We start from the raw sequence: 23,825 nt of genomic DNA on the forward strand, positions 1-23,825 counted from the left end.
CGGGGGCGGGCTGGGCGTGTCGACGATCAGTGTTGCTGATTCTACGTCAATTGTCGTTACAGTAAGCATATTTGGATGCCATAAGCGCCGGTAGCATGCGCTGACGGATGGTCGTGGTGAACGGAGGAAGAGATGGACTGGTCGGCGGACGAACGGCTGGGGCGTCGCCACCTGCTCGCTCGGGCCGGTGCGGTGGCGGTCGGCGGTGCGGTCGCCGGCCTGGCCGTCGGGCCCGCCGAGGCGGCGGGCCGCCAAGGCCCGGGGCCGGCGGGAGCGGGAGGTGGTCCGGCGGGAGGTGGGGGCGGGCCGGAGGGTCGGCCGTTCGGGCCGGTGACGGTCCGCCCCGATGACTCCCGCTACGACAGCCTGCTGCGGGGCGACAACTACCGTTTCGTCGGCCGGCCGGAGGAGATCCGCCTGGCCGGCTCCACCGAGCAGGTGGTGCGGGCCGTCGCCGACGCCGTCCGCTCCGGGCGTCGGATCGCCGTGCGCAGCGGCGGCCACTGTTTCGAGAACTTCACCGGCGACCCGGCGGTGCAGCTCCTGCTGGACCTCTCTCCCATGGACGCCGTCGGCTTCGACCCCGCGATGGGCGCCTTCGCGGTGCAGCCGGGAGCGACCCTCGGGCGCGTGTACCGGGTCTTGTTCAAGGGCTGGGGCGTGACGATCCCGGCCGGCGGCTGCCCCGAGGTGGGCGTGGGCGGGCATCTGGCCGGCGGCGGGTACGGTCCGCTGTCCCGCGCCTACGGCTCGGTCGTGGACTACCTGCACGCCGTGGAGGTGGTGGTGGCCGACCGGGACGGGACCGTCCGGGCGGTGGTCGCCACCCGGGACCCGGACGATCCGAACCACGACCTGTGGTGGGCCCACACCGGTGGCGGTGGTGGCAACTTCGGCGTCGTGACCCGCTACTGGCTCCGCTCCCACGACACCCCCGACGCCCCCGACCCCGACACTCCCGACCCCGACGCCTCCGGCACCCGCTCCCACGGCGACCCCGCGGCACTCCTGCCGCGCGCCCCGGGCGAGCTGCGGAGGTGCCTGGTCGCCTGGACCTGGGACGAGAAGATGACGGAACGGGCGTTCACCACCCTGCTGCGCAACTACGGCGCCTGGCACGAGCGCAACAGCGAACCGGGCACCCCCGCGGCGAACCTGTACGCGGTCCTCATCGCCGGACACCGCAAGTCCGGCACCCTTGAGCTGGTCGTGCAGATCGACGCGGGCGTTCCGGGTTCCGACGCGGTGCTCACCGACTTCGTGCGCGCGGTGACCGCCGACGTCGGTGCCACCGAACCCGCCACCCTCCGGGGCACCATGCCCTGGCTGCCCACCAGCACCTGGCCGGGGACCGGCGAGGCCGGCAACTCGATCACCCGGCGCTACAAGGACAAGGCCGGCTACCTGCGCCGCTCCCTCACCGACACCCAACTCGCCACCGCCTACCGGCACCTGACGGACGGCACGGGCGGTGCGGAGTGCGGCCTGCTCCTCGTCGGCTACGGCGGCCAGGTCAACGCGGTGCCCCCGTACGCGACCGCCGTCGCCCAGCGCGACTCGGTCATGAAGGCCGTCTACTACACCGTCTGGGCCGACGAGTCGGACGACGCCGCCCACCTGGCCTGGGTCCGCGACTTCTACCGCGATGTGTACCGCGACACCGGAGGCGTCCCCGTCCCCGGCGAGGTCAGTGACGGCTCCTACATCAACTACGCGGACACCGACCTCGCCGACCCGGAGTGGAACACCTCCGGCACCCCGTGGCACGCCCTGTACTACAAGGACAACTACCCCCGCCTGCAACAGGTCAAGGCCCGCTGGGACCCGTGCAACATCTTCCGGCACGCCCTCGCCATCGAACCGCCCGACCGGAGGCCGTAGAAAAGCCCCGGGGGAGGCGCGCCGGAGGTTCACTCGCACGAGTGATTGTTGCACTGTGTGCATTACTGGACACTCTAAGTATCGGGGGGCTCATGGGGGCTCTCCCGGCGCGAGGGGAGCCGTCATGGCCGCAGCCGAATCTTCCTCCATCGAGGTGCCGCGGATCGCGAGCAGTTCGCAGCCCGCCGACCGGGACCAGGGCCTCGCGGCGATCGGCGGCAACGTCGGCGCCGTGTGGCGGGGGTGGTGGACGTGGACCCCGGGGAACGGGACGTTCAACCTCCAGATCGCCTGGAACGTCATCGGGATCGACTCGACGGTCGTCATCACGGCCTCCGAGATCGACGGCAACGGGAACCGGTTCGTCGGCGCGGCGCCCTTCCAGGTGTCGAGCATCGCCCCCGGCAACGGACTGGTGACGTTCAAGATCAACATCGGCTGGGGCAGCGCGCTGCCGATGCGCACCGACGTCCTGGTCTTCAACTGAGCACGCCTCTCCTGAGCACACCTCTCCGGCCGCCCGGGTCGCCCCGGGCGCGTAGGCCGGGGACCGTGCCGGTCCGGTGACGACCGGCACGGCCCGCCCCGTGGCGGTTCCGGGTTCGCCCGGACCGCCGCGGGGCGCCCGTTTTCCCGGGAGGGGCCTGTTCCATCGCAGCCGCACCGGGTTTCGACGTCCCCGCCGGTAGCGCAGGCGCTGTGCACTGTGAATCACCGTGAACTCATATGAACGGTCGGATAATTCGCCACCCGCCGCGTTGACGGCCCCCATGTCGCGGATAGCACACTGAGCACATAGGTGATTCCGCACATAGGGGGCTCGATGCAGTTCGAGTACGTCCTGCTCGCCCTGCTGGCCGGCCGGCCGTTCAGTGGGTACGACCTGCGCAAGTGGGTCGAGACGGAGGGCCAGTTCCTCCGTTCGCGGGCCCACCACAGCCAGATCTACCGCCTGTTGGGGCGGATGGTGGCGGACGGCTGGGTGGCGTTCGAGGTCGATCCGCGCGAGGGGCGTCCCGACGCGAAGGTGTACCGGCTCACGCCGGTGGGGCGGGAAGCGCTGATGGAGTGGGTGCGCTCCCCGTACGAGCCGCCCAGCCGGTTCCAGGACGCGGACTTCCTCTCCCGCTTCGCCTTCGCCGCGGTCCTGGACCGCGAGGCGGCGATCCGGCTGATCCGCACCGAACTGGACCACCGGCGCGAGCAGATCGCCCGCAACCGGCCCCGCGACCGCACGGTCCGCTTCGAGGACCCGCTGCCCGAGCTGGACCAGGAACTGGCACGCGAGGTCTACGAGGAACTGCACCAGTACGGCGCCGGCGCGATGGACGCGTGGGTGGCCTGGCTGGAGCGCATGCTCCGGCGTCTCGAACAGTGGCAGCCGGGGCGCAAGACGCCGCCGGCCGGAGAGGGGAGCGCCGCATGAAGGCGATCATGGTGATGTTCGACAGCCTCAACCGGCACATGCTGCCGCCCTACGGCGGGGACTGGACGCACGCGCCGAACTTCGCGCGGCTGGCCGAGCGGTCGGTCACCTTCGACAGCGCCTACGCGGGGTCGATGCCGTGCATGCCGGCCCGCCGCGAGATCCACACCGGCCGGTACAACTTCCTGCACCGCAGCTGGGGCCCGCTGGAGCCGTTCGACGACTCCATGCCCGAACTGCTCAAGCAGAACGGGGTGTACACCCACCTGGTCAGCGACCACCCGCACTACTGGGAGGACGGTGGCGCCACCTACCACGGCCGGTACAACACCTGGGAGTTCTTCCGCGGCCAGGAGGGCGACCCGTGGAAGGGCCAGGTGGCCGACCCGGAGATCCCCGAGGACCTGAAGAAGCTCCGGTTCGAGTCCTACCGGCAGGACTGGGTGAACCGCCCGCACCTGGCGACCGAGGACCGCCACCCGCAGACGCTGACCTTCGACGCGGGCCTGGAGTTCGTCCGCACCAACCGGGAGGCGGACCGGTGGTTCGTGCAGATCGAGACCTTCGACCCGCACGAGCCGTTCTTCAGCCACCAGCGGTTCAAGGACCTCTACCCGCACGACTACGAAGGCCCGCACTTCGACTGGCCCGACTACAAGCGCGTGGTGGAGACCCCCGGCCAGGTCGAGCACGCCCGCCTGGAGTACGCGGCGCTGCTGTCGATGTGCGACCACTCCCTCGGGCGGGTGCTGGACCTGATGGACGAGCAGAACCTCTGGGACGACACCCTGCTGATCGTCAACACCGACCACGGCCTGCTGCTGGGAGAGAAGGGCTGGTGGGGCAAGACCGTCCAGCCCTGGTACAACGAACTGGTCCACCTGCCGCTGTTCGTGTGGGACCCGCGGTCCGGCAAGGCCGGGGAACGGCGCCGGGCCCTGGTGCAGACGATCGACCTCGCACCGACGCTGCTGGAGTACTTCGGCATCGAGCGCCCCGCGGACGTGCAAGGCCGCCCGCTGCCGGTGGCCGAGGACACCCCGGTGCGGGAGGCGGCCCTGTTCGGAATCCACGGCGGCCACGTCAACGTCACCGACGGCCGGTACGTCTACATGCGCGCCCCCGCCACGGCGCAGAACGCGCCGCTGCTGGAACACACGCTGATGCCCACCCACATGCGCGGGCGGTTCTCCCCGGCCGAGCTGGCGAACCTCCAACTGGCGGAGCCGTTCACCTTCACCAAGGGCGTGCGCACCCTGCGCGTCCCCGGCCGCACCTTCGTCAACCCCTACCAGCACGGCACCCTGCTGTTCGACCTGGAGGGCGACCCAGACCAGCGCACCCCCCTCGTCGACGACGCGGCCGAGCTGCGGATGGCGACCCTGCTGGTGGAGCTGATGCGCGCGGGCGACGCACCACCGAGCCAGTACGAGCGCCTCGGCCTGCCGGCCGAGGGACCGGTCGGCGCGGAGCACCTGCTGGTCCGGGCCCAGCGCGAGCAGGCCGACCGGGCCGCCGAGCCGCTGCCCCACCCGGAGGACTACCCCCCAGGACGCTTCTCGCTGCGGACCCCCGTGTTCGCCCTGATCTCCGACCCGGTCGCCGTGGAGGTGATGCGCAGGCACCTGCCCGGCATCGTCGACTCCGAATTCCTGCAGTTCCTCGGCCCGACGCCGCTGATCGACGTCGCCGCCCTGGCCGGCGGCCTCACCGACGTGTCGGCCCTGCGCCGGGTGGCCGAGGAACTCGCCGCTCTCTGACCAGCCGGCGCACGACGTACCGGTGACGGGGTTGCAGCCCCGTCACCGGTGAGCACGCCGCCTTTCCCCCGCACTGCCCCTGTGACGAACGATGCGAAGAGCGGAGTCGCGCATGTCCGACCTTATCGAGGGCACTCCCGGGCCCGCCACGAGGACCGGCCCGCCCCCGGTCAAAGGCCGATGGGCCCAGCTCTCGGTCCTCGGCGGCGCCATGCTGGTCGACGGCACCGAGGCCGGCCTGGTCACCGGCCTGTTCCCGGTCATCAGGAACGCCCTCGGACTGACCCTCGGCTCGCTCGGCGTCCTGACCGCTGCCGGCAAGCTGATCGGCGTGCTCGCGGCCCCCCTGTGGGTGTGGGCGGCACGCCGCTGGTCGCGCAAGAGCGTCCTGGTCCTGTCCACCGGCCTGTGGGGGGTGTGGGGCGTGGCCGCCGGCTTCTCCAGGGACTTCACCGAGCTGCTGGTCTTCGTCACGGTCCTCGCGGCCGGCTACGCGGCCGCCCAGCCGCTGGTCTCCGAGATCATCGGCGACCTGTTCGACCCGGCGTCGCGCGGTCGCGCCGTCGGTGCCCTCTACGGTGCGCTGTCGCTGGTCGGCTCGGTGCTCGGCCCGCTCATCGGGCAACTGGCGGGAGTCCACGACGGCTGGCGCTGGGGCTTGTGGGGCGTCGGCGTCCTGAACATCCTCTTCGGCGGGGTGCTGCTGCTCTGCTTCCGCGACCCCGGCCGCGGCGCGGCCGAGCGGCAACTCGCGGACCTCGACCGGGCCGCCCGCGAGCCCCGGACGAAGATCGACCTGGCCGCCGTCGTCTCGCTGTTCAAGATCCCCAGCTTCGCGATCCTCCTGGTGTCGCGGCTGCTCTCGGGACACCTGCTGCTCTCCTCGTTCGCCGTCGTCTACCTGGTGGACGTGTTCGGCTTCACCACCCAGCGAGCCGCCGTCGTCCTGATGCCGCTGGGCATCGGATACCTGCTGGGCACCCTGCTGGGCGGCTTCCTCGCCGACTGGGCCACCCGCCGCAGCCCCCGCCACGGGCTTCCCGGCGCGCTCCAGGGCGCCCAGGTCGCCTTCGCCGTCCTCGCCTTCCTGGGCACCCAGGTCCACTACCGCGGCATCGGCGCCTACGCCCTGCTCTTCTGCCTGATGGGTGTCGCCCAGGGCGTCAACCCCAGCCTCAACCGCCCGATGGTCATGGCGGTCACCCCGCCCGAGCTGCGGGCCACCGCCTTCACGATCTACGTCTCGGTCTTCGAAGCCCTCGCGTGGGCCGCCTTCGGCCTGGGCGCCGGCTTCCTCGGCCAGGCGGTCGGACTCCGCCCGGTGTTCCTGGCGGTCCTGGTGGTCCTCATGCTCGTCAACGGCGCCTTCCTGACGCTGCTCCACCTGCCCTACGCCAACGACGTTCAGCGGGTGCAGCGGGAGCTCGACCTCAGGCGCCGGGCAGCCCTGGCCTGACCCGGCCCGCCTTGCACGGCCCGCCTTGCGCGGCCGGCCTCACACGGCCGGCTGAACCCACTCCCGGAGGAACCCGTGAACCTGCCCTCGGCGCCCTGCTGCACGCCCTCGCGAGGCCCCGGCGCGCTCCGCCCGCTCCACCTCGCGGCCCCGCGTCCCGCCGGCCCGACGGACGGCATGGTCCTCCTGCCCGGCGGCGGGTTCCTGATGGGCACCGACGACTCCGAAGGCTTCCCCGACGACGGCGAAGGCCCCGTGCGGCAGGTCCGGCTGGACCCGTTCCTCATCGACGCCCGCGCGGTCACCAACGAGCAGTTCACCGCGTTCGCCGCCGACACCGGCTACCGCACCGACGCCGAGCGCCTGGGCTGGTCCTACGTCTTCGCCGGCTTCCTCCCGGCCGCCGTGCGGCGCACCGCCGTGCGGGTGGAGCGAACCCCCTGGTGGTGCGCGGTCACCGGAGCCGCCTGGGACCGTCCCGAGGGCGCGGGCAGCACGGTCGCCGACCGCGGCGACCACCCCGTCGTCCACGTCTCCTGGAACGACGCGCACGCCTACGCCTCCTGGGCCGGCAAGCGCCTGCCCACCGAAGCGGAGTGGGAGTACGCGGCCCGCGGCGGACTCGAACAGGCCCGGTACCCGTGGGGCGACGAACTCGATCCCGACGGCACCCACCGCTGCAACATCTGGCGCGGCACCTTCCCGGCGAAGAACACGGCCGCGGACGGCCACCGCGCCACCGCCCCCGCCGGCTCCTTCGCACCGAACGGCTTCGGCCTGTACAACATGTCCGGCAACGTGTGGGAGTGGTGCGCCGACTGGTGGACCACCGACCACCCCGCATCCCCCACCCCGGCCAACCCCACCGGCCCCGCCACCGGAACCGCCAAGGTCATCCGCGGCGGCTCCCACCTGTGCCACGAGTCCTACTGCAACCGCTACCGCGTCGCCGCCCGCAGCTCCAACACCCCCGACAGCTCCAGCGGCCACGCCGGCTTCCGCTGCGCCCGCAACGCCGAACAGCCCGACTGACGCGCCGACCCGTCCGCGACGGGCCACGCCGTTCAGCCGGGCTCGCAGATCACCGACCCGCTGTCCTGACCTCGTCCCGACCTCCGGGCGGGCCGTCAGCCCTCCGGTGCGGGTGGCAGGTGGAAGCCGACCTCGGCGCCGCCGGAGGGGGCGGCGGTGGCGAAGACGGTGCCGTGGTCGGCGGCGACGAGGTCGTGGACGATGGCCAGGCCCAGCCCCGAGCCCGGGGTCGACTGGGTGCCGGCGGCGCGGTAGAAGCGCTCGAAGACGGCCTGCCGGTCGCCGGGGGCGATGCCGGGCCCGTGGTCGCGCACGGCCAGCCGGGTGCCGGTGACGTGGACCTCCACCGGGGTGCCGTCCGGGCTGAACTTGACGGCGTTGCCGACCAGGTTGTCCACGCAGCGCTGCAGCGCGCGCGGGCGGGCCCGCACCGGAACGGGCCGTTCGGCGGTGACGGTGATCTCGCGGCCGGTGCGGCGCCGGAAGCGCCGGGCGCAGTCCTCGGCGGCGGCCGTCAGGTCCACCGGCTCCGGGTCCTCCACGGTCTGCTGGTCGGTGGCCAACTCGACCAGTTCGCGCACGAGTTCGTCGAGGGCGACGGTTTCGGTGACCAGGGTGGCGAGGATCTGCTCCTCGTCCGCGGGGGCGAGCCGGCCGCGGGCGCGCTGGAGGAGCTCGGCGCAGCCGCGTACCGAGGTCAGCGGGGTGCGCAGCTCGTGGCTGGCGTCCTGGACCAGGCGCTGCTGCTGGTCGCGGGAGCGGCGCAGGGCGCCGACCATCGCCTCGAAGGCGCGGGTGAGGCGGCCGACTTCGTCGCGTCCGGCGGCGGGCAGCGGGGTGGCCAGGTCGCGGGTGGTGGTGATGTGTTCGGCGGCGCGGGCCAGGCGTCGCACCGGGCGCAGGATCCGGCCGAGGACGAGCCAGCTGAGCAGCGCGGAGGCGGCCGCGGCCGCGGCGCTGGTCCAGGTGATGCGGCGCAGGAACGCGTCGTCGACGGTCTGCGCCCCGGCGTAGGTCTGGCCGACCATCACCGCGCCCTGCCCGTCGGGGCGGGCCTTGGTGAGGATGCCGTAGGGGGTGCCGTCGACGGTGGCGTCCTCCTGGTGGGCGCCCTGTGCGGTACGGGCCACCTCCCGGGCCCGGGCCGAGACGGGCAGCGCCGGGCCGCCCGGGGCCCCCAGCGGCCGGGTGGTGCCGTCGGGGAGCAGCAGCTGTTCGACGGTGTCGGGCCGTGCGGGCGGGGAGCGGTCGAGGTCCAGGGCGGCGAGCACGGTGTGGGCCCGGTCCTCCAGGCTCCGGTCGAGCTGGTCGGCGACCAGGGTGCTGACGCCGCGGTAGGCGGCGGTGACGGGCACGGCGATGGCCAGCAGGACGGAGGCGAGGACCACGAGGCCGATCCTGGTGCGCAGCATCAGGCGGTCCTGGCGGTGTAGCCGACGTTGCGCACGGTGTGGATCAGCCGGGGCGCGCCGCCGTCTTCGGTCTTGCGGCGCAGGTAGCCGACGTAGACGTCGAGCGAGCGCGAGTCGGTGTCGAAGTCGTAGCCCCAGATGCGTTCGTAGATCTGGTGGCGGGTCAGGACGGTGCCCTGGTTGCGCAGGAGCAGTTCCAGCAGGTCGAACTCGGTCTTGGTCAGGTCGAGCCGGCGCCCGCCGCGGTGGGCCTGGCGGGCGCCGGGGTCCAGGGCGAGGTCGTCGAGGCCGAGTTCGGCGCTCTCGCCGCCGAGCGGCTCGGTGCGGCGCAGCAGGGCGCGTATGCGGGCCAGGAGTTCCTCGGTGGCGAAGGGCTTGGCCAGGTAGTCGTCGGCGCCGGCGTCGAGCCCGGCGACCCGGTCGCCGAGCTGGTGGCGGGCGGTGAGGACCAGGACGGGCAGGCGGTCGCCGCGCCGGCGCAGCATCCGGCACAGCGCGAGGCCGTCGAGGCGGGGCATGACCACGTCCACCACGGCGAGGTCGGGGCGCCGGTGCTCCAGGAGCTCCAGGGCCTCCTGTCCGTCGGCGGTGGTGAGCACCCGGTAGCCCTCGAAGCGCAGCAGGTGGTCGAGGGTGTTGCGGACGCCGGGGTCGTCCTCGACGACCAGGACGGTGCGCCGGGCGGCGGTGGGATCTGTCATGGTGTCATCTTCGCTGGTGGCGGGCGTGGTCATGCCGGTCGGGGTGGTCGGTCCGCGGGTCAGGCGGCCGGTCAGGGGGGCAGCGGGTCAGCGGGGGACCGGGACGACGGGGACCGGGGGGATGTGCGCGAGGCAGGAGGTGTCGCCGACCGCGCCGGTGCGGATGAAGTGGGTGGAGATGTCCACCGCGCAGCCGGTGGACTCCATCTCCGGGACGTGCCCGCTGTTGGGCACGGAGACGAAGGCGCTGCGGCGGAACTGGGCGGCGGAGAGGCGGGAGTTGGCCTCGGGGGTGTTGGTGTCGAGGTCCCCGGAGAGCACCAGGACGGGCACGTCGGGCACGTTCTCCAGGTCGGTCGGCTGCGGGTCGGCGGTGCCGCGGCGCGGCCAGGACAGGCAGTTGTCGCCGCCGTCGGTCTGCCCCTCGGTCCAGCCCTTGACGCTGAACGCCCCGAAGTCGGCCGGGTCGGCGGCGGCCAGCGCGGCCCGGTACTGGCGGCGGCGCTCGGCGGGCGGGGCGTCCGGGTCCCAGGCGCGGGCGTAGTCGTTGCAGGTGACGGCCAGGAAGGAGGCCTGGTCCTCGGTGCCGGTGTGCTCGACCTCGGCGCGCACCAGGGCGGCCAGCGGCCCCTCGTCGCCCGCGGCGAGGGCGTGCAGGGCGGCCGGCAGCGCGCCGAGCAGGCCGGGCTCCTCGGGGTGCAGGCCGATGCCTCGGGTGGCGGGCTCGTACATCAGGTCGGCGAGCTTGTCCTCGCTGAAGACCACGGTGCGCGGCCTGCCGCCGAGGGAGGCGGTCAGCACCAGCGGGCGGGTGCGCAGCCGCTCGGTGGTGGCGGCGAGGTCGCGGACGGCGCCTTCCGGGTCGCAGGCCCCGCTGCGCTCGCAGATCCGGCGCAGTGTCAGGGAGACCTGCTGGGCGCCGGGCCGGGCCAGGGAGTCGAAGGCGAGCGGGTAGGCGCCGGACAGCACCATCGACTCGACCCGCTGGGGGTGGCGGTCGGCGTAGACCGGCATCAGGTAGGTGCCGTACGACAGGCCGTACAGGACCAGCTTCGGGGCGCCCAGGCGCGCGCGGGCGGCATCGAGGTCGTCGGCGGTGGCGGCGCTGGTGTAGCCGCGGGCGCGCGGGCCGAGTTCCTCGGCGCAGTCGGCGACGAGCTCGCGCTGGGCGGGGCGCGGGGCGAAGCGGTAGTCGGCCTCGGTGACGTCGCAGGGGAGCCGGCCGGAGCGGCCGGTGCCGCGCGGGTCCAGCAGGAGCAGGTCGTAGTCGTCCAGCACCCCCTGCAGTGCCCCGGCCACCTGGTCGGCGCGGTCGATGAGGGTCTCGCCGGGGCCGCCGGGGTTGAACGCGATGGTGCCCCGGGCCGGGCCGGGGCGGCTGTGGCGCACCACCGCGTAGCTCACGCCGATGCCGCCCAGGCGCGGCTCGTCCGCCACCAGCGGGCGGCGCATGGTCGTGCAGTCGACCTGGTGCCCGGGGACGGTCGGGCACCACGCGGGCCGGCCCGCCGCCCCGGCGGGGGCGGCCTGCGCGGGCGAGGCGGTGGTGACCGGCAGCACTGCGGCCAGCACCGCCAGCGCGGCGGCGGCCAGCCCGCCCCGGCGGGCCGGCTCCTTCGCCCGGCTCGCGGTCGCGTCCGTCGCCGTGCCGGTCGTCCCTGCCGCCGTGCTCGCCGCCGTGCTCGCCGCCGTGTTCGTCGCCGTGTTCGTCGTCATCGTGGTGCCCTCCGTACGTCCTGCGGTCGGTGTGGGCACGACCCTGCCGGGCGCCGGTCAGCGGTTCGGCAGAGCGACGGCAAAGGCGTGTAAGAACTCCGGCCGGTCCCGGTGCGAGAACCACGCGCGTCCTCAAGATCCTTTCCTTGATGGAAACTTGACGAACACGAGTCGTCCCCAAGGCTTCTCTCTGTTCGAAAAATCGGTCTAACTGGTAGCACCGGACGGGGCAGGGCCAGCACGCGGCAAGCGGCTGAAGCCCACGGACGCCGGTGCCTTCCCGCCGTCGGGAAAGCCGCTCACCTTGCCCGGCCACGGCACCGCCATGCCCGCGTCGGCGAACCGTCAGGTCGCGCAAGGAAAGAACTCGTGGTGTTCACGTGGGGGAGAGGGGCAAGTCAAGGATGACGAAGTCCGCAGGAGCGCGCAGATTCGCGCAGGTGGTGGCGCTGGTCACGGTCGTGGCAACCGCCGCGGCCTGCAGTGGCGGCGGTGGGGGCGGCGGCAGCGGCAACCCGGGGCCGGCCGGAGCGGCGGTGCAGGGGGGTGTGGTGCGGGTCGCCGAGGCGCCCTCCACCTTCCCGGACGCCATCTGGCCGTTCGACTCCCCGGCCCAGGTCACCACGGTGAACACCAGCCAGTTCCAGGAGCTGTTCTACCGCCCCCTGTACTACTGGGGCCTGAACGACAAGGTCGCCCTCGACCCGGAGGTGTCCCTCGGCGAGGCGCCCACCTGGAGCGCGGACGGCAGGACCGTCACCCTCCAGGTCAAGCCGTGGAAGTGGTCCAACGGTGAGGACGTCAACGCCCAGGACGTGCTGTTCTGGATCAACATGGCCAAGGCCGAGTCGTCCAACAGCGGCTACTACACCCCGCCGAACCCGGCGATCGGCGCCAAGTACTTCCCGGACAACGTGGCTTCGGCGACCGCCTCGGGACAGACCCTGACGCTGACCCTCAACACCCCGGTCAACCAGACCTGGTTCACCGACGACGAGCTCAGCCAGATCACCCCGATGCCGCTCGCCTGGGACCTCACCGGCCAGGGGCAGAAGGGCAGTTGCGCGAGCGACGCGTTCGGTTCGGACGCCGCCGCGAAGGACTGCGCGGCCGACTACGCCTACCTCAGCGCGCAGTCGACCAAGGGCGGCGACTTCGCGGGCAGCCCGCTGTGGTCGGTGGTCGACGGCCCGTGGAAGCTCAAGAACTACAACGGCACCTCCGGTGCGTACGGGATCGTGCCGAACCCCGCCTACTCGGGCCCGCAGAAAGCGCACCTCGACGAGGTGGACTTCGTCCCGTACACCTCGGCCACCACGGAGTACGCGGACCTGAAGGCCGGCAGCGGCGGCGCCAACGCCATCGACGTCGGCTACCTTCCGGCCGAGAACTCCCCGACCTTCAACGCCAAGAACCCGGACGCGGGCAACCCGTTGAGCGGCGCGGGCTACTACATCCCGGCCCCGACCTACCTGGACGAGATCTCGTACTACCAGATCAACTTCGCCAACCCGGCCGTAGGGCCGCTGTTCAAGCAGCCCTACTTCACCAAGGCCGTCCAGGACACCGTGGACCAGCAGGGCATCATCAACGGCATCTGGAAGGGCTGGGGCTACCCGAGCACCGGCGCCGTGCCCAGCCTCCCGGCCGGCAACCCGCTCTCCCCCAAGAGCCAGTCCGAGCGCGCCACCTACGACCCGGCGGCCGCCAAACAACTGCTGAGCAGCCACGGCTGGAACACCGACAGCGTCCCGGCCACCTGCACCGACCCGGGCACCGGCCCGAACCAGTGCGGCGCCGGTATCGCGGCGGGCACCAAGGCCGCGTTCACGCTCGACTACCCCTCCGGCCAGGCCGCGCTGGACACCATGGCGGCGGACATGCGCTCGGACGCGGCCAAGGCGGGCATCGGCATCACCATGGTCAGCCAGACCCAGAACACCATCGGCAACGAGGGCGTGGCCTGCAGCGCCGCCCAGCCGGCCGGCTGCCAGTGGCAGGGCCTGCTCTACGGCGGCTGGGTCTACGCCCCCGACTACTACCCGACCGGCGACGCGCTGTTCGCCACCGGAGCCGGGCCGAACGTCTGGAGCTTCTCCGACCCGAAGCTGGACCAGCTGATCGTCAAGACCACCACCGGCAGCGACGTCAACGACCTGTACGCCTACGAGGACTACATCGCGGGCGACCAGCCGGTCATCTACACCCCCAACACGCTCGCGATCAGCGAGGTCACCAAGAAGCTGCACCTCGACGCCGGTGACCCCTTCCAGGGCTACGAGCCGGAGTACTGGTACTACACGAAATGACGGCCATCCGCAACGGCGTCACCGCTGCCCCCCTCGGGGGGCGGCGGTGACGGCCTACCTGATCCGTCGGCTGTTCCAGGCCCTCCTGACGGTGCTGATGGTCACCGTCATCTCCTTCGGCCTGATGCAGCTCATGCCGGGCGGCCCGGTCCGGGCGATCCTCGGCTCCCACGCCACCCCGGCCAACATCGCCCACCTGACCCAGCAGATGGGTCTGGACCGCCCCGTCTACGTGCAGTACTGGACCTGGCTGGACGGCCTGCTGCACGGCAACCTGGGCTTCGACTACATCCAGCAGCGCCCGATCTCCGACCTGCTGTTCAACGCCCTCGGCGCCTCCGCCTACATCGTCGGCGCCTCGCTGCTGCTCGCGCTGCTGATCGCGGTGCCGGCGGGCCTGCTCCAGGCCACCCGCCGCAACAGCGTGCTGGACCACGCCTTCACGGTGTTCTCCTTCGTCGCCTACGGCGTGCCGACGTTCTTCATCGGCTTCCTGATCCAGCAGTGGTTCGAGGACGACCTGCACTGGGTCTCGGTGCAGGACCAGGTGGCCACCTTCGGCGACGCGCTCACCCACCCCGGGGCCGTCTGCCTGCCCGTCCTGACCCTGACCGTCACCACCGTGGCCGGCTACAGCCGCTACATGCGCTCCGGGGTGCTGGACCAGATCACCCAGGACTACGTGCGGTCCGCCCAGGCCAAGGGCGCCTCCCGGCGCCGCACCCTGTACGGCCACGTGCTGCGCAACGCCCTGATCCCGATGGTCACCCTGGTCGGTCTCTCGCTGCCCGCGCTGGTCGGCGGCGCGCTGATCGTCGAGTACGTCTTCAACATCCAGGGCATCGGCCTGCTGACCACCCGTGCCGCGCTGCAGAACGACTACGGCATCACCCTGGCGGCCACCCTGCTCACCGCGGTGACCACCGTGGTCGGCTCGCTGCTGGCCGACCTCGGCTACGCCGTGCTGGACCCACGAGTGAGGCTCACCTGATGGCCCTGACACCCGATACCACGGAAGGTCGGCCCGCCTCCGCCCCGGGCGGGGAGCCGGCCGGGCGGCCCCGTTCGATGCTCCGGCGCGGCGCGGAGGTCTTCGCCGAGAACAGGCTGGCCCTGGTCGCCGTCGCCGTCCTGGTCTCGATCATCGCCTTCTGCTTCCTCGGCCCGCTGTTCTACCACGCCGACACCTCGGTGGTGAACCTCTCCGCCGTCACCCTGCCGCCGGGCGCCGGGCACCCGCTCGGCACGGACAACGACGGCATCGACGAGCTCGGCAAGGTGATGGTCGGCGGGCAGACCAGCCTGGAGATCGGCCTCGCCGCCGGTCTGATCGCCGCCGTCCTCGGCGCGCTGTACGGCGCGGTCGCGGGCTATCTCGGCGGCTGGATCGACGCGTTGATGATGCGGGTGATCGACTCCTTCATGTCCTTCCCGCTGATCTTCCTGCTGATCTACCTCAGCAGCGTCTACGGGAAGAGCAAGGCCATGCTGATCCTGGAGGTCGGCCTGACCTCCTGGTTCGGCATCACCCGCCTGGTCCGCGGCGAGGCCCTGGCCATCAAGGTCCGCGAGTACGTGTCCGCGTCCCGGATGATGGGCGCGGGCGGCCGGCGGATCGTGCTGAAGCACATCCTGCCCAACACCATCGGGACGACGATCGTCAACACCACGTTCTCGATCGCCGACGCGGTCTTCGCCCTGTCCACGCTCAGCTACATCGGCCTGGGCCTCCAGGCCCCCAACAACGACCTGGGCGGCATGCTCGACGTCGGCACCACCTTCGCCGGCCAGGGCTGCTGGTGGATGATCTATCCGCCCGCCGCCGTGATCATCCTGATCATCCTGTGCTTCAACGTGATCGGCGACGCCCTGCGCGACGCCTTCGAAACCCGGCTGCAGAAGCGGTGAACCCGACGGAGGATCAGCAGTGGCGCTCCTCGAAGTGACCGGCCTGCGCACCGAGATCCGGCTGAAGCGCTCGGTGGTGCACGCCCTGGACGGCGTCGACCTCGCGGTGGACGTCGGCGAGACCCTCGGCATCGTCGGGGAGTCGGGCTGCGGCAAGACCATGACCGCCATGTCGATCATGCAGCTGCTGCCGAACGGCGGCAGCGTCATCGACGGCCGGGTCCTGCTCGACGGCCGCGACCTGCTCGCGCTCGGCCCCGAGAAGATGGACCGGGTGCGCGGCAACGACATCGGGATGATCTTCCAGGACCCGACCACCTCGCTCAACCCGACGATGACCATCGGCCGGCAGATCTCCGAGTCCGTGCGCATCCACCGCCGGGCCTCCCGGAAGGAGGCGCACGAGCGCGCCGTCGAGGTGCTGTCCCTGGTGGGGATGCCCAGCCCGGCCCAGCGGGCCCTGGTCTACCCGCACGAACTGTCCGGCGGGATGCGCCAACGCGCCATGATCGCCATGGCCCTGGCCAACGAGCCCAAACTGCTCATCGCCGACGAGCCGACCACGGCCCTCGACGTCACCGTTCAGAAGCAGATCCTCGAACTCATCGACCACCTCAAGCAGCAGCTCGGCATGGCCGTCATCCTGGTCACCCACGACCTCGGCGTCATCGCCGGACGGGCCGACCGGATCGCCGTCATGTACGCCGGGAAGGTCGTCGAGACCACCGGCACCGAGGAGCTCTACACCAACCCCCGCCACCCGTACACCGAGGCACTGTTCGAATCGCTGCCGGAACGTTTCGCCGAGTCCGGCGGCCGGCTCTACTCGATCCCCGGCCTGCCGCCGGACCTGACCACCCCGCCGCCCGGCTGCCGGTTCGCCGCACGCTGCCGCTACGCCACCGAGCGTTGCCACGCGCAGGAGCCGCCGCTGTCCGGGGAGGCCCCGGAACACCGCTACGCCTGCTACTTCCCGGTCGGCGAGGCCGAGCCGGGCGGCCGCCCCGCTGCCGTGGCACCGCCCCCGGCGACGCCGGTACGGGCCCCGGCGGTACGGGCCCCCGCGGTGCCCGACGACGCGCCGGCCGAACCGCTGCTGCGCATCGACAACCTGGTCAAGCAGTACGCGGTGACCAGCGGCCTGATCCTGCGCCGGGCCGTCGGCGCGGTCAGCGCCGTGGCCGACATCTCCCTGACGGTCCGCCGGGGAGAGACGCTCGGCCTGGTCGGCGAGTCCGGCTGCGGCAAGACCACCGTCGGCAAGCTCATCGTCGGCCTGGAGCGGCCCACCAGCGGCAGCCTGGTGTTCGAGGGCCGGGACCTGGCCCTGGTGCCACGGGCCGAGCGGCGCCGACTGCGCCGGGACGTCCAGCTCATGTTCCAGGACTCCTACGCGGCGATGAACCCCCGGATGCCCGTCCAATCGATCATGCGCGAGCCGCTGGACATCCACCGGGTCGACGGCCAGGCCGAGCGCGACCGGCGGATCAGGCAGATCTTCGACCTGGTCGGCCTGCCGCTCACCGCCCTGGACCGCTACCCGCACGAGTTCTCCGGCGGCCAGCGCCAGCGCATCGGACTGGCCCGCGCGCTGGCCCTGCGCCCCAAGCTCATCGTCGCGGACGAGCCCGTCTCGGCCCTGGACGTGTCGATCCAGTCGCAGGTGCTCAACCTGATGAGCGACCTTCAGGGCGAACTCGGACTGTCGTACCTGTTCATCTCGCACGACCTGTCCGTGGTCCGGTACCTGTCCGACCGGATCGGCGTGATGTACCTGGGCAAACTGGTGGAGATCGGCCCCGCGCCGTCGGTGTACGCCCGGCCGGTGCACCACTACACCCGCGGCCTGCTGGACACCATCCCGGTGGCCGACCCGGTGGTGGAGAAGGCCAAGAGCAGCCGGGGCGTCGCCGGGGAACTCCCGTCCGCGATCGACCCGCCGTCCGGCTGCCGCTTCCGCACCCGCTGCGCGGCGGCGCAGCAGATCTGCGCGGAGGTCGAGCCACCGCTGACCGCCTTCGGCCCCGACGACCACCTGGCCGCCTGCCACTTCCCCCTGCGGGCCGCCCCGATCCGCTGAACCGCGCCTCCGGCCACGCCCCCTCCGGGAGCGGGCCGGCGAGGCCGTCGGCGGTGGGCACGCGGCGGTGGGCACACGGCGGTGGGCACACGGCGGTGGCCTCCACCCCGAGAGCGGGGTGGAGGCCACCGGGCCGGCTTCCGAGAGGCCGGCGCGTCCGGACACACCCGGCGGGTGCCGGGCGCCCGCGGGCCGCCCGCGGGCGGAAGGTCAGGTGCAGGGGATGACCCGGCCTCCTGTCACGACGCACTTGGGCGGCACCAGGCGCGGGTGTCCGGTGTTCGTCTGCCACTGCACCTTCGGGACGCCCTTGATGATCGCCTGGAGCGCGTAGATGAAGGCCTCCAGGAAGTCGCCCTTTCCTGCGGCGGCCACCGCGCGGGCCCCGTCGATGGCGGCGCCGGTGGCGTCGCCGGCCTGCAGGATCTGGACGTCGCCCAGGGGGCTGACCATCAGCCAGGCGCCATTGCGGCCATTGGTTCCCGAGGCCCAGCAGACCCGCCCGTCGGCGGCGGTGACGACGAGGTTCCCGTCGTCCTGCATGACGGCCTTGGCCCCGCAGCCCACGGTCTTCGACTCCCATACGGGCCAGGTGTGGTCGCCGATGGCGTCGCCCTGCGTGTAGTAGGCGACGAGGTTGCCGTCCTGCTGCATGACGAGCCGGGTGGATTGCTCCGCCGCCGAGGACTCCAGGCTCTGCCCTGGGCACAGGGTGTCCCCGTGCCACATCCACGAGTCGGAGGACTGCCGCCCGTTGCAGACCGGGGGGAGCTGGATGCTGTCCGGGAAGCGCGGGTCCCTTCCTCCGCCGCCGGTGTTCCCGCCGCCGCCTCCGCCGGTACCACCGCCGCCGCCGGTGTTCCCACCGCCGGGGTTCCCCCCGCCACCTCCGGTGACCGCTGAGTCGTCGAGCTTCCACCACTGGGCGGTGGAGGAGGTACAGGCCCAGACGGCGAGGTCCTCGTTGCTGTTGACGGCGATGAGGCAGCCGTTGTCGGCCGCGGAGATGATCCGGTACCAGCCGGGCAAGTCCTGGCTCTCCTGGAAGCGCCAGAGCTGGTTGGCGTTGCCCTCCTGGGCGCTGGTGAGGTGGGTGCGGTGGGTGCTGGGGTTGTGGTCCATCACCATCGCCCCGGCGAACTTCGTCTCGATCAGCCACTGGTTGTCGGGCTTCTGCCACAGCATCCACTGCTGTGCGGCGCTGCCGTTGCCGCCCAGGGCCTTGATCCGGGTACCGCCGGCGGTGTTGGCGCCGTCGAGGTCCGCGACCAGGCCGCTGTTGCCGGAGCGCAGGACGGTGGTGACGCCGTGGCGCACCCCGCTGCCCCCGGGCGCCTGCGGGATTCCCCCGCTGCCGGCGTTCCCGCCGCCGGTCGAACCTCCGCCCGTCGAGCCGCCGTTGTTCCCGCCGGTGTTCCCACCGCCGCCGCCGGACGAGCCGCCGGTGTTCCCACCGCCGCCGCTGTTGCCACCGGTGCCACCGCCGGTCGACGGGTTGTCGACGGCCTCGGTCAGGCGCCACTTCTGGGCGTTGGTGCCGTCACAGCCGAGGATCGCCAGCTCCGCACCGTCGGCCGCCGCCGTGAGGCAGCCGTTGCCGGCGGCGCTGACGACCGTGAACCAGCCGCCCCCGGCGTCGGCGAACCGCCACAGCTGGTTGGCGTTGCCCTCCTGCGCACCGATGAGATGGGTGCGGTGGGTGGTGGGGTTGTGGTCCATCACCATGCCGCCGCCGAGCTTCGTCTCGATCAGCCACCGGCTGTCCGGCTTCTGCCACAGCGTCCACTTCTGCGCGTCGTTGCCGTTGCGGCCCTGCGCCTTGATGCGGGTCCCGGCGGCGGTGTTGGCACCGTCGAGGTCCGCGAGCAGGCCGCCGTTGCCCGACTGCAGCACCACCGTCCGGTTGTGCGCGGGCTGCGCACCACCGGCGCCCAGCGGCGGCTGGCCGCCAGTGCCGCCACCGCCCGTGCTGCCGCCGCTGCCGCCGTTGCCGCCCCCGGTCGTCGGCACGGTGCCGGAGAGCTTCCACTTCTGCTGCGCGCTGCCGTCGCAGTCGCGGACGGCCAGTACCTCGTGCGCGCCGCGCTGGGTCAGGCAGCCGCCGGCCGCGCTGACGACGTTCGTCCAGCCGCCCCCGGCGTCCTTGAACCGCCACAGCTGGCCGGGCTGCCCGTCCGCGGCGGCCGGTGCGAGCACGCTCTCGTGCCGGCCGGTGTCGTGGGCCAGCAGCATGCGCTCGGCGGCGGAGGCGCGGTTGTAGGTGAGCCGGGTCTCGATCGCCCAGTTCCCGCTGCCGCGGTCCCAGAACACCCACTTCTGCACGTCCGTGCCGTTCGGCTCGTAGGCCTGGACGGCGTTGCCCGCCACGGTGCTGGAGCCGCGGACGTCGGGCACGAGGGTGTCCCCGGTGCCCGGCTGGAGGTATGCGCCGGTCCCGGCGTCGTTGCCAGTGCCGCCGTCGGGGCCAGTGGCGCCGTCGGGGCCACTGGGAGTCGACGGGCCGCCGAAGATCGGCGGAAACATGGGCAGTACGGGGAACCCGGGCAGCGAGATCCCCGGAGGCGCGGGCACCGGCGGACGGCCGCCGGTGGAACCGTTGTCACCGCCAGGGGTGTTGCCGTCCGGCTGGTCCTTCCGCTTGCACTTGGGAGGCTCCTCCGGCGACTTGGGCGGGTTCGACCAGGCGGCGGGGTCGTTCGGGAAGCCGGTGGTCGCGGGCCACGGGACGTCCGGCAGCCCCGGCAGGGAGGGCCACGGGACGGTGGGGAACCCGGGGACGGACGGCCAGCGCCAGAGCGGGATGCTCGGGAGCGTCGGCCAGGTGACGTCCGGAAGCGAGGGCCCGTCCGTCCCCGGCGCGTCCGGCAGGTCGGGGTGGCCCGGCCACGGCACGTTCGGGGAGCCGGGCACCGAGGGCCACTTCACCTGCGGGAATCCCGGCACGGTGGGCCAGGCCAGGTCCGGGTGCCCCGGGATCGCCGGGTCGGCGGCGCTCGGCAGCCCGGGGATCAGGGCCTTGCCGTCGTCGTTGCCGTTGCCGGGCAGCGGCAGCACCGGCCACGGGACGCCGGGGTGGCCCGGCATGGCGGGCCACGGGACGGTCGGGGAGCCGGGGACGGCCGGCCAGGTCGCCTCGGGGTGGCCGGAGACGGCGGGCCACGCCGTGGTGGGCAGAGTGGGGAAGCCGGGCCAGCGCAGCTCGGGCAGGTCGGGGTGGCCGGGCATCGGGACGCCCGGGAAGCCCGGGACGGACGGCCACGGGATCGCCGGGTGCCCTGGCAGCGACGGCCAGGTCACCTCGGGGCGGTCCGCGACGGTCGGCCACGGCAGGTCGGGGAAGCCGGGGACGGTGTGGCCGGCGCCGGAGCACGGCACGGACAGGTGCCAGCCCTGCCGGTCGGAGCCGTCGCACGGCGCCACCGTCAGCGCGGTGCCGTCCAGGGTGAGGCAACGGCCGTCGGTGGCCGTGGTGATGCGGTAGCCGCCCGCGCCGTCGGCGACGAAGCGCCAGCGCTGGCCGGGGCTGCCGTCGGGCTTGCCGTTCGTCGCGTCGTTCTCGATCGGCCGCACGGCCAGCCGGTCACCGTACGCGGGGACGCTGAGCACGCTGCCCTGTCCGGCCGGGGTGGTGCCGTTGGTCCGGCCGGTCTCGATCACCCAGGTGTCGTCCGCCTTCTGCCAGGTCGCCCAGCTCTGCCCGGCGGAGCAGTCGGGGGCGGCGGCCCGTACCGGGCTGCCCGGAGCGGGCGAGGCGTCCGGCACGTCGGCGACCAGGCCGGCGGCTCCGGAGGTCAGGACGGAGACCTTCCCGTGCTGCGGCTCCCGGGCTGTGGCGGTGGAAGCGGAGGCCGTCGGCGGCGCGCTGTCGGCCGGGACGTCGACCGGGACGTCAGCGGGGACGCCGGCCGCCGCGAGGGAGATCATGGACGCGGCCGCTGCTCGGGGCGGGGACGGGACGTTCGGCCGACAGGTCTCGTCCTTGCGACGCAGCGGGTCCTTGCTGAACATCACCGGGAAGTGGTCCGATTCCTCCACGTAGCCGAGGCGACGTGCCGTGTACTGGTGGTCGGCCGGCAGCCCCCGGGCGATCATGTAGTCGTATTCGGAGGTCGGGCGGTTCCTGGAGTAGGTCATCATGCCGGAGCTGACGAGCCGACGGCCGTCGCCGAACACCTGCGCCATCGACAGCGACCCGGGCTCGCGGTTGAAGTCGCCCATCAGGGCCCAGTTCGCGTCGCCCGTCGCCGTGACCGCCTGGATGGCGGCCGGCACGTTGTTCCGCTCATGGAAGCCTGCTGCCCTGTTGGTGGCGTGCATGGAGTAGTACCACGTGCCGTCCGCGAGCTTGACGCCCAGGATGGGCTTGGCATCGTTAGCCACCTGGCCGTTGTTCTCCGGCTGAGGCGGGATGACCCTCACCACGGGCGCCGCAGCGTTGTCGATGCTCCGGGGCACCACGAGGGCCAGCGAGCGTTCTTCACGGGTGGCTGTCCTGACCCGGTAGATGGTGCGAGTGCCGCCTGTCCAGGCGGGAAACACCTCCCATCGGTACCTCTGGACCTCGAAACCGTTCGTGCTGATCGACGCTTCGGGCACGATGTCCGGATCGTCCGGTTCCGCGTCCCGGATTTCCTGCAGCGCGAGAATGTCAACACGTTGGGCGAGATCGAAGATCTCCCCCCCCTCCATCTGGTGCCGTACCGATTGTTGTAGGTCGCGGCCGAGTGTTCCTGAACGGTCGCCGGTACGGCCTGCGGCGGAGCGACGGGGCCCACCGCGTGCGCGGGTATCGGGAACGCGCCGATGAGCCCCGCCAGCAGGGCGAACAGCGGTACGACCGCCGTGTACGCCCATTGTGGTCGCCACGGTATTCGCCGTTCGGTCGGTGAGGCGGCCGTACCCGGGTGTGCCATTGAGAAACTCCTTGAAACTTCACAGCTGTACCGGGGCACGTTGACAGTGGGTGGTAGACAAACGATGAACGGATGGCCCTGGCGCGTATATCTCGCTGCGGTACCAGCTGTGAACCCACGACAGGTCCGATGCCCCGCCAGTGGCCGAGGCCGACCAGCAGCCCCAGATGATCCTGATCCCCGTGCGGGACCTGTAGACGGGCCGCACCGGCGGCAAGCCCCCCCCGGCAGGCCCCCTGCTCGACGCCCCCGCCCAGGCCTGCCCCTCACCGCTTCCTGCTGCCGCGTCAGCGTCTCGCAGCCGGCCCGGGCTGCTCATCCGTTCGGGTGAGGCGAGGTTGGAGGGGGGCCGGGGGTGGCAGAACGGCGGGCATGACGACTTCCTCCACCAGGCGCCGCCGGGGCCGCCCTGGCAAGCCGGCCTTCGCGCCCGTGCCCGTCCGCCAGGCCGTCGGTCCCGCGGTGCCGTCCGGGCCGCGTCGACCTGCCGCCGGGTGCTGCCGGACCTGGAACAGCGAGCACAGGCTGCCCGGCGGCCAGGTGGTCCGGACGACCTGGCACCAGCCCGCCTGCTCGGCCTGGGCCGTCCGGTGACCACGCACCAGATGCCGGACGGACACTGCGCGCGCCGGCTGCCGTGCCCTCCGGCGCCCGGTCCCCCGGTGGCTTCGGTGAGGACGGCGGCGCCGCTGACGACGGTGATCGTGGCGTTGGCGGTGCCGTCCGGCAGGGGGCGGGTGTCCTCCCGCGGGCCGGGTAGGGCGTTTGTCCTGGCCCCGTCCGGTTTCGGACGGGCGGCTGCCCCGGGGCGGGGTGCTCCCGGGGCAGCCGTGGCGCGGGTGCGGGTGGGGTCAGCCCTGCCCGCCGGTGCTGATGCCGGTCTCGGTGGCGCTGCCCGCGACGCCGCCAGGGCCGACCACGACGGCGCCGGTGAGGAAGGAGGAGCCACAGGGGCCGAACTGCGCGTCGGTGACCTGAAGGGCGCTGCCGTTCGGGCCGACGGCGAACGCGCCGCTGTCGAAGTTGACTGTGGGGATGTTGTCGGTCTCGGCGGCGGAGGCGGTGGTCGCCGCGCCGATGACGAGCGGGAGGCTGAGGACGGAGACGGCCAGGATGCGGTGCGCGGTACGCATGGGTGGAACCCTTCGAGGTGCGAATGGTGAGGGTGGATCGGACGGCCGTGGTGTGGCGGCCCGTCACCATCCACACACGGCCGTGTGCGCATCGCTAC

At 72.6% G+C, this 23,825-nt stretch carries 16 protein-coding genes; 11 read left to right on the plus strand and 5 right to left on the minus strand.

The window, feature by feature from the left end; all coding sequences use genetic code 11:
* The first annotated feature begins 132 nt into the window (after positions 1-132).
* From AB0O19_RS28300 to AB0O19_RS28325, 6 genes are all read left to right on the plus strand, one after another.
* A complete protein-coding gene (locus AB0O19_RS28300) occupies positions 133-1,881 on the plus strand; it encodes an FAD-binding protein (protein ID WP_363623504.1) in 1,749 nt (582 codons plus the stop codon).
* 124 nt (positions 1,882-2,005) lie between these two features.
* Complete coding sequence (locus tag AB0O19_RS28305; RefSeq protein ID WP_363581267.1) at positions 2,006-2,368, plus strand: hypothetical protein; 363 nt, start codon at positions 2,006-2,008, stop codon at positions 2,366-2,368.
* A 336-nt stretch (positions 2,369-2,704) separates the two neighbouring features.
* Entirely contained in the window at positions 2,705-3,307 is a 603-nt protein-coding gene (locus tag AB0O19_RS28310; protein WP_363623505.1) for a PadR family transcriptional regulator, read from the plus strand.
* Complete coding sequence (locus AB0O19_RS28315) at positions 3,304-5,067, plus strand: sulfatase (RefSeq protein WP_363623507.1); 1,764 nt, start codon at positions 3,304-3,306, stop codon at positions 5,065-5,067. Before AB0O19_RS28310 ends, AB0O19_RS28315 begins: the two co-directional genes overlap by 4 nt.
* A 112-nt stretch (positions 5,068-5,179) precedes the next feature.
* Positions 5,180-6,523 (plus strand): MFS transporter, encoded by a 1,344-nt coding sequence (locus AB0O19_RS28320; protein WP_363623509.1) that lies wholly within the window; start codon positions 5,180-5,182, stop codon positions 6,521-6,523.
* Positions 6,524-6,700: 177 nt separating this feature from the next.
* Complete coding sequence (locus tag AB0O19_RS28325; RefSeq protein WP_363623576.1) at positions 6,701-7,555, plus strand: formylglycine-generating enzyme family protein; 855 nt, start codon at positions 6,701-6,703, stop codon at positions 7,553-7,555.
* Between the two features lie 95 nt (positions 7,556-7,650).
* On the opposite strand, the gene AB0O19_RS28330 is transcribed toward AB0O19_RS28325, so the two are convergent.
* The 3 genes from AB0O19_RS28330 to AB0O19_RS28340 all read right to left on the minus strand — a co-directional run bounded on the left by AB0O19_RS28330 (position 7,651) and on the right by AB0O19_RS28340 (position 11,384).
* Positions 7,651-8,967, minus strand: coding sequence for a HAMP domain-containing sensor histidine kinase (locus tag AB0O19_RS28330; RefSeq protein WP_363623510.1), 1,317 nt, complete (start codon positions 8,965-8,967; stop codon positions 7,651-7,653).
* The gene (locus AB0O19_RS28335) at positions 8,967-9,668 is read right to left on the minus strand and encodes a response regulator transcription factor (protein ID WP_363581277.1); all 702 of its coding nucleotides are present in this window, start codon (positions 9,666-9,668) and stop codon (positions 8,967-8,969) included. Before AB0O19_RS28335 ends, AB0O19_RS28330 begins: the two co-directional genes overlap by 1 nt.
* Before the next feature lie 87 nt (positions 9,669-9,755).
* Positions 9,756-11,384 (minus strand): alpha/beta hydrolase, encoded by a 1,629-nt coding sequence (locus AB0O19_RS28340; RefSeq protein ID WP_363623512.1) that lies wholly within the window; start codon positions 11,382-11,384, stop codon positions 9,756-9,758.
* A gap of 404 nt (positions 11,385-11,788) precedes the next feature.
* Between AB0O19_RS28340 and AB0O19_RS28345 the strand changes: the two genes are divergently transcribed.
* Genes AB0O19_RS28345 through AB0O19_RS28360 form a run of 4 tightly spaced genes read left to right on the plus strand, consistent with a single transcriptional unit; the run spans position 11,789 to position 17,681 of the window.
* A complete protein-coding gene (locus tag AB0O19_RS28345; protein ID WP_363623513.1) occupies positions 11,789-13,693 on the plus strand; it encodes an ABC transporter substrate-binding protein in 1,905 nt (634 codons plus the stop codon).
* Positions 13,694-13,739: 46 nt separating this feature from the next.
* A complete protein-coding gene (locus AB0O19_RS28350) occupies positions 13,740-14,684 on the plus strand; it encodes an ABC transporter permease (RefSeq protein WP_363581283.1) in 945 nt (314 codons plus the stop codon).
* Complete coding sequence (locus AB0O19_RS28355) at positions 14,684-15,601, plus strand: ABC transporter permease (RefSeq protein ID WP_363623514.1); 918 nt, start codon at positions 14,684-14,686, stop codon at positions 15,599-15,601. Before AB0O19_RS28350 ends, AB0O19_RS28355 begins: the two co-directional genes overlap by 1 nt.
* 19 nt (positions 15,602-15,620) lie before the next feature.
* Positions 15,621-17,681, plus strand: a complete 2,061-nt coding sequence (locus AB0O19_RS28360; RefSeq protein WP_363623516.1) for an ABC transporter ATP-binding protein — start codon at positions 15,621-15,623, stop codon at positions 17,679-17,681.
* 210 nt (positions 17,682-17,891) lie between these two features.
* Here the strand turns inward: AB0O19_RS28360 and AB0O19_RS28365 are convergent, their stop codons facing one another.
* The gene (locus tag AB0O19_RS28365) at positions 17,892-22,061 is read right to left on the minus strand and encodes an RICIN domain-containing protein (protein WP_363623517.1); all 4,170 of its coding nucleotides are present in this window, start codon (positions 22,059-22,061) and stop codon (positions 17,892-17,894) included.
* Between the two features lie 905 nt (positions 22,062-22,966).
* Between AB0O19_RS28365 and AB0O19_RS28370 the strand changes: the two genes are divergently transcribed.
* Entirely contained in the window at positions 22,967-23,188 is a 222-nt protein-coding gene (locus tag AB0O19_RS28370; RefSeq protein WP_363623519.1) for a hypothetical protein, read from the plus strand.
* Between the two features lie 257 nt (positions 23,189-23,445).
* Here AB0O19_RS28370 and AB0O19_RS28375 read toward each other — a convergent pair whose 3' ends face one another.
* On the minus strand, positions 23,446-23,727 hold the full coding sequence (locus tag AB0O19_RS28375; protein ID WP_363581293.1) for a hypothetical protein: 282 nt from the start codon (positions 23,725-23,727) through the stop codon (positions 23,446-23,448).
* Positions 23,728-23,825: the final 98 nt, after the last annotated feature.

The organism is Kitasatospora sp. NPDC091276 (assembly GCF_040684355.1).
Lineage (GTDB): Bacteria > Actinomycetota > Actinomycetes > Streptomycetales > Streptomycetaceae > Kitasatospora.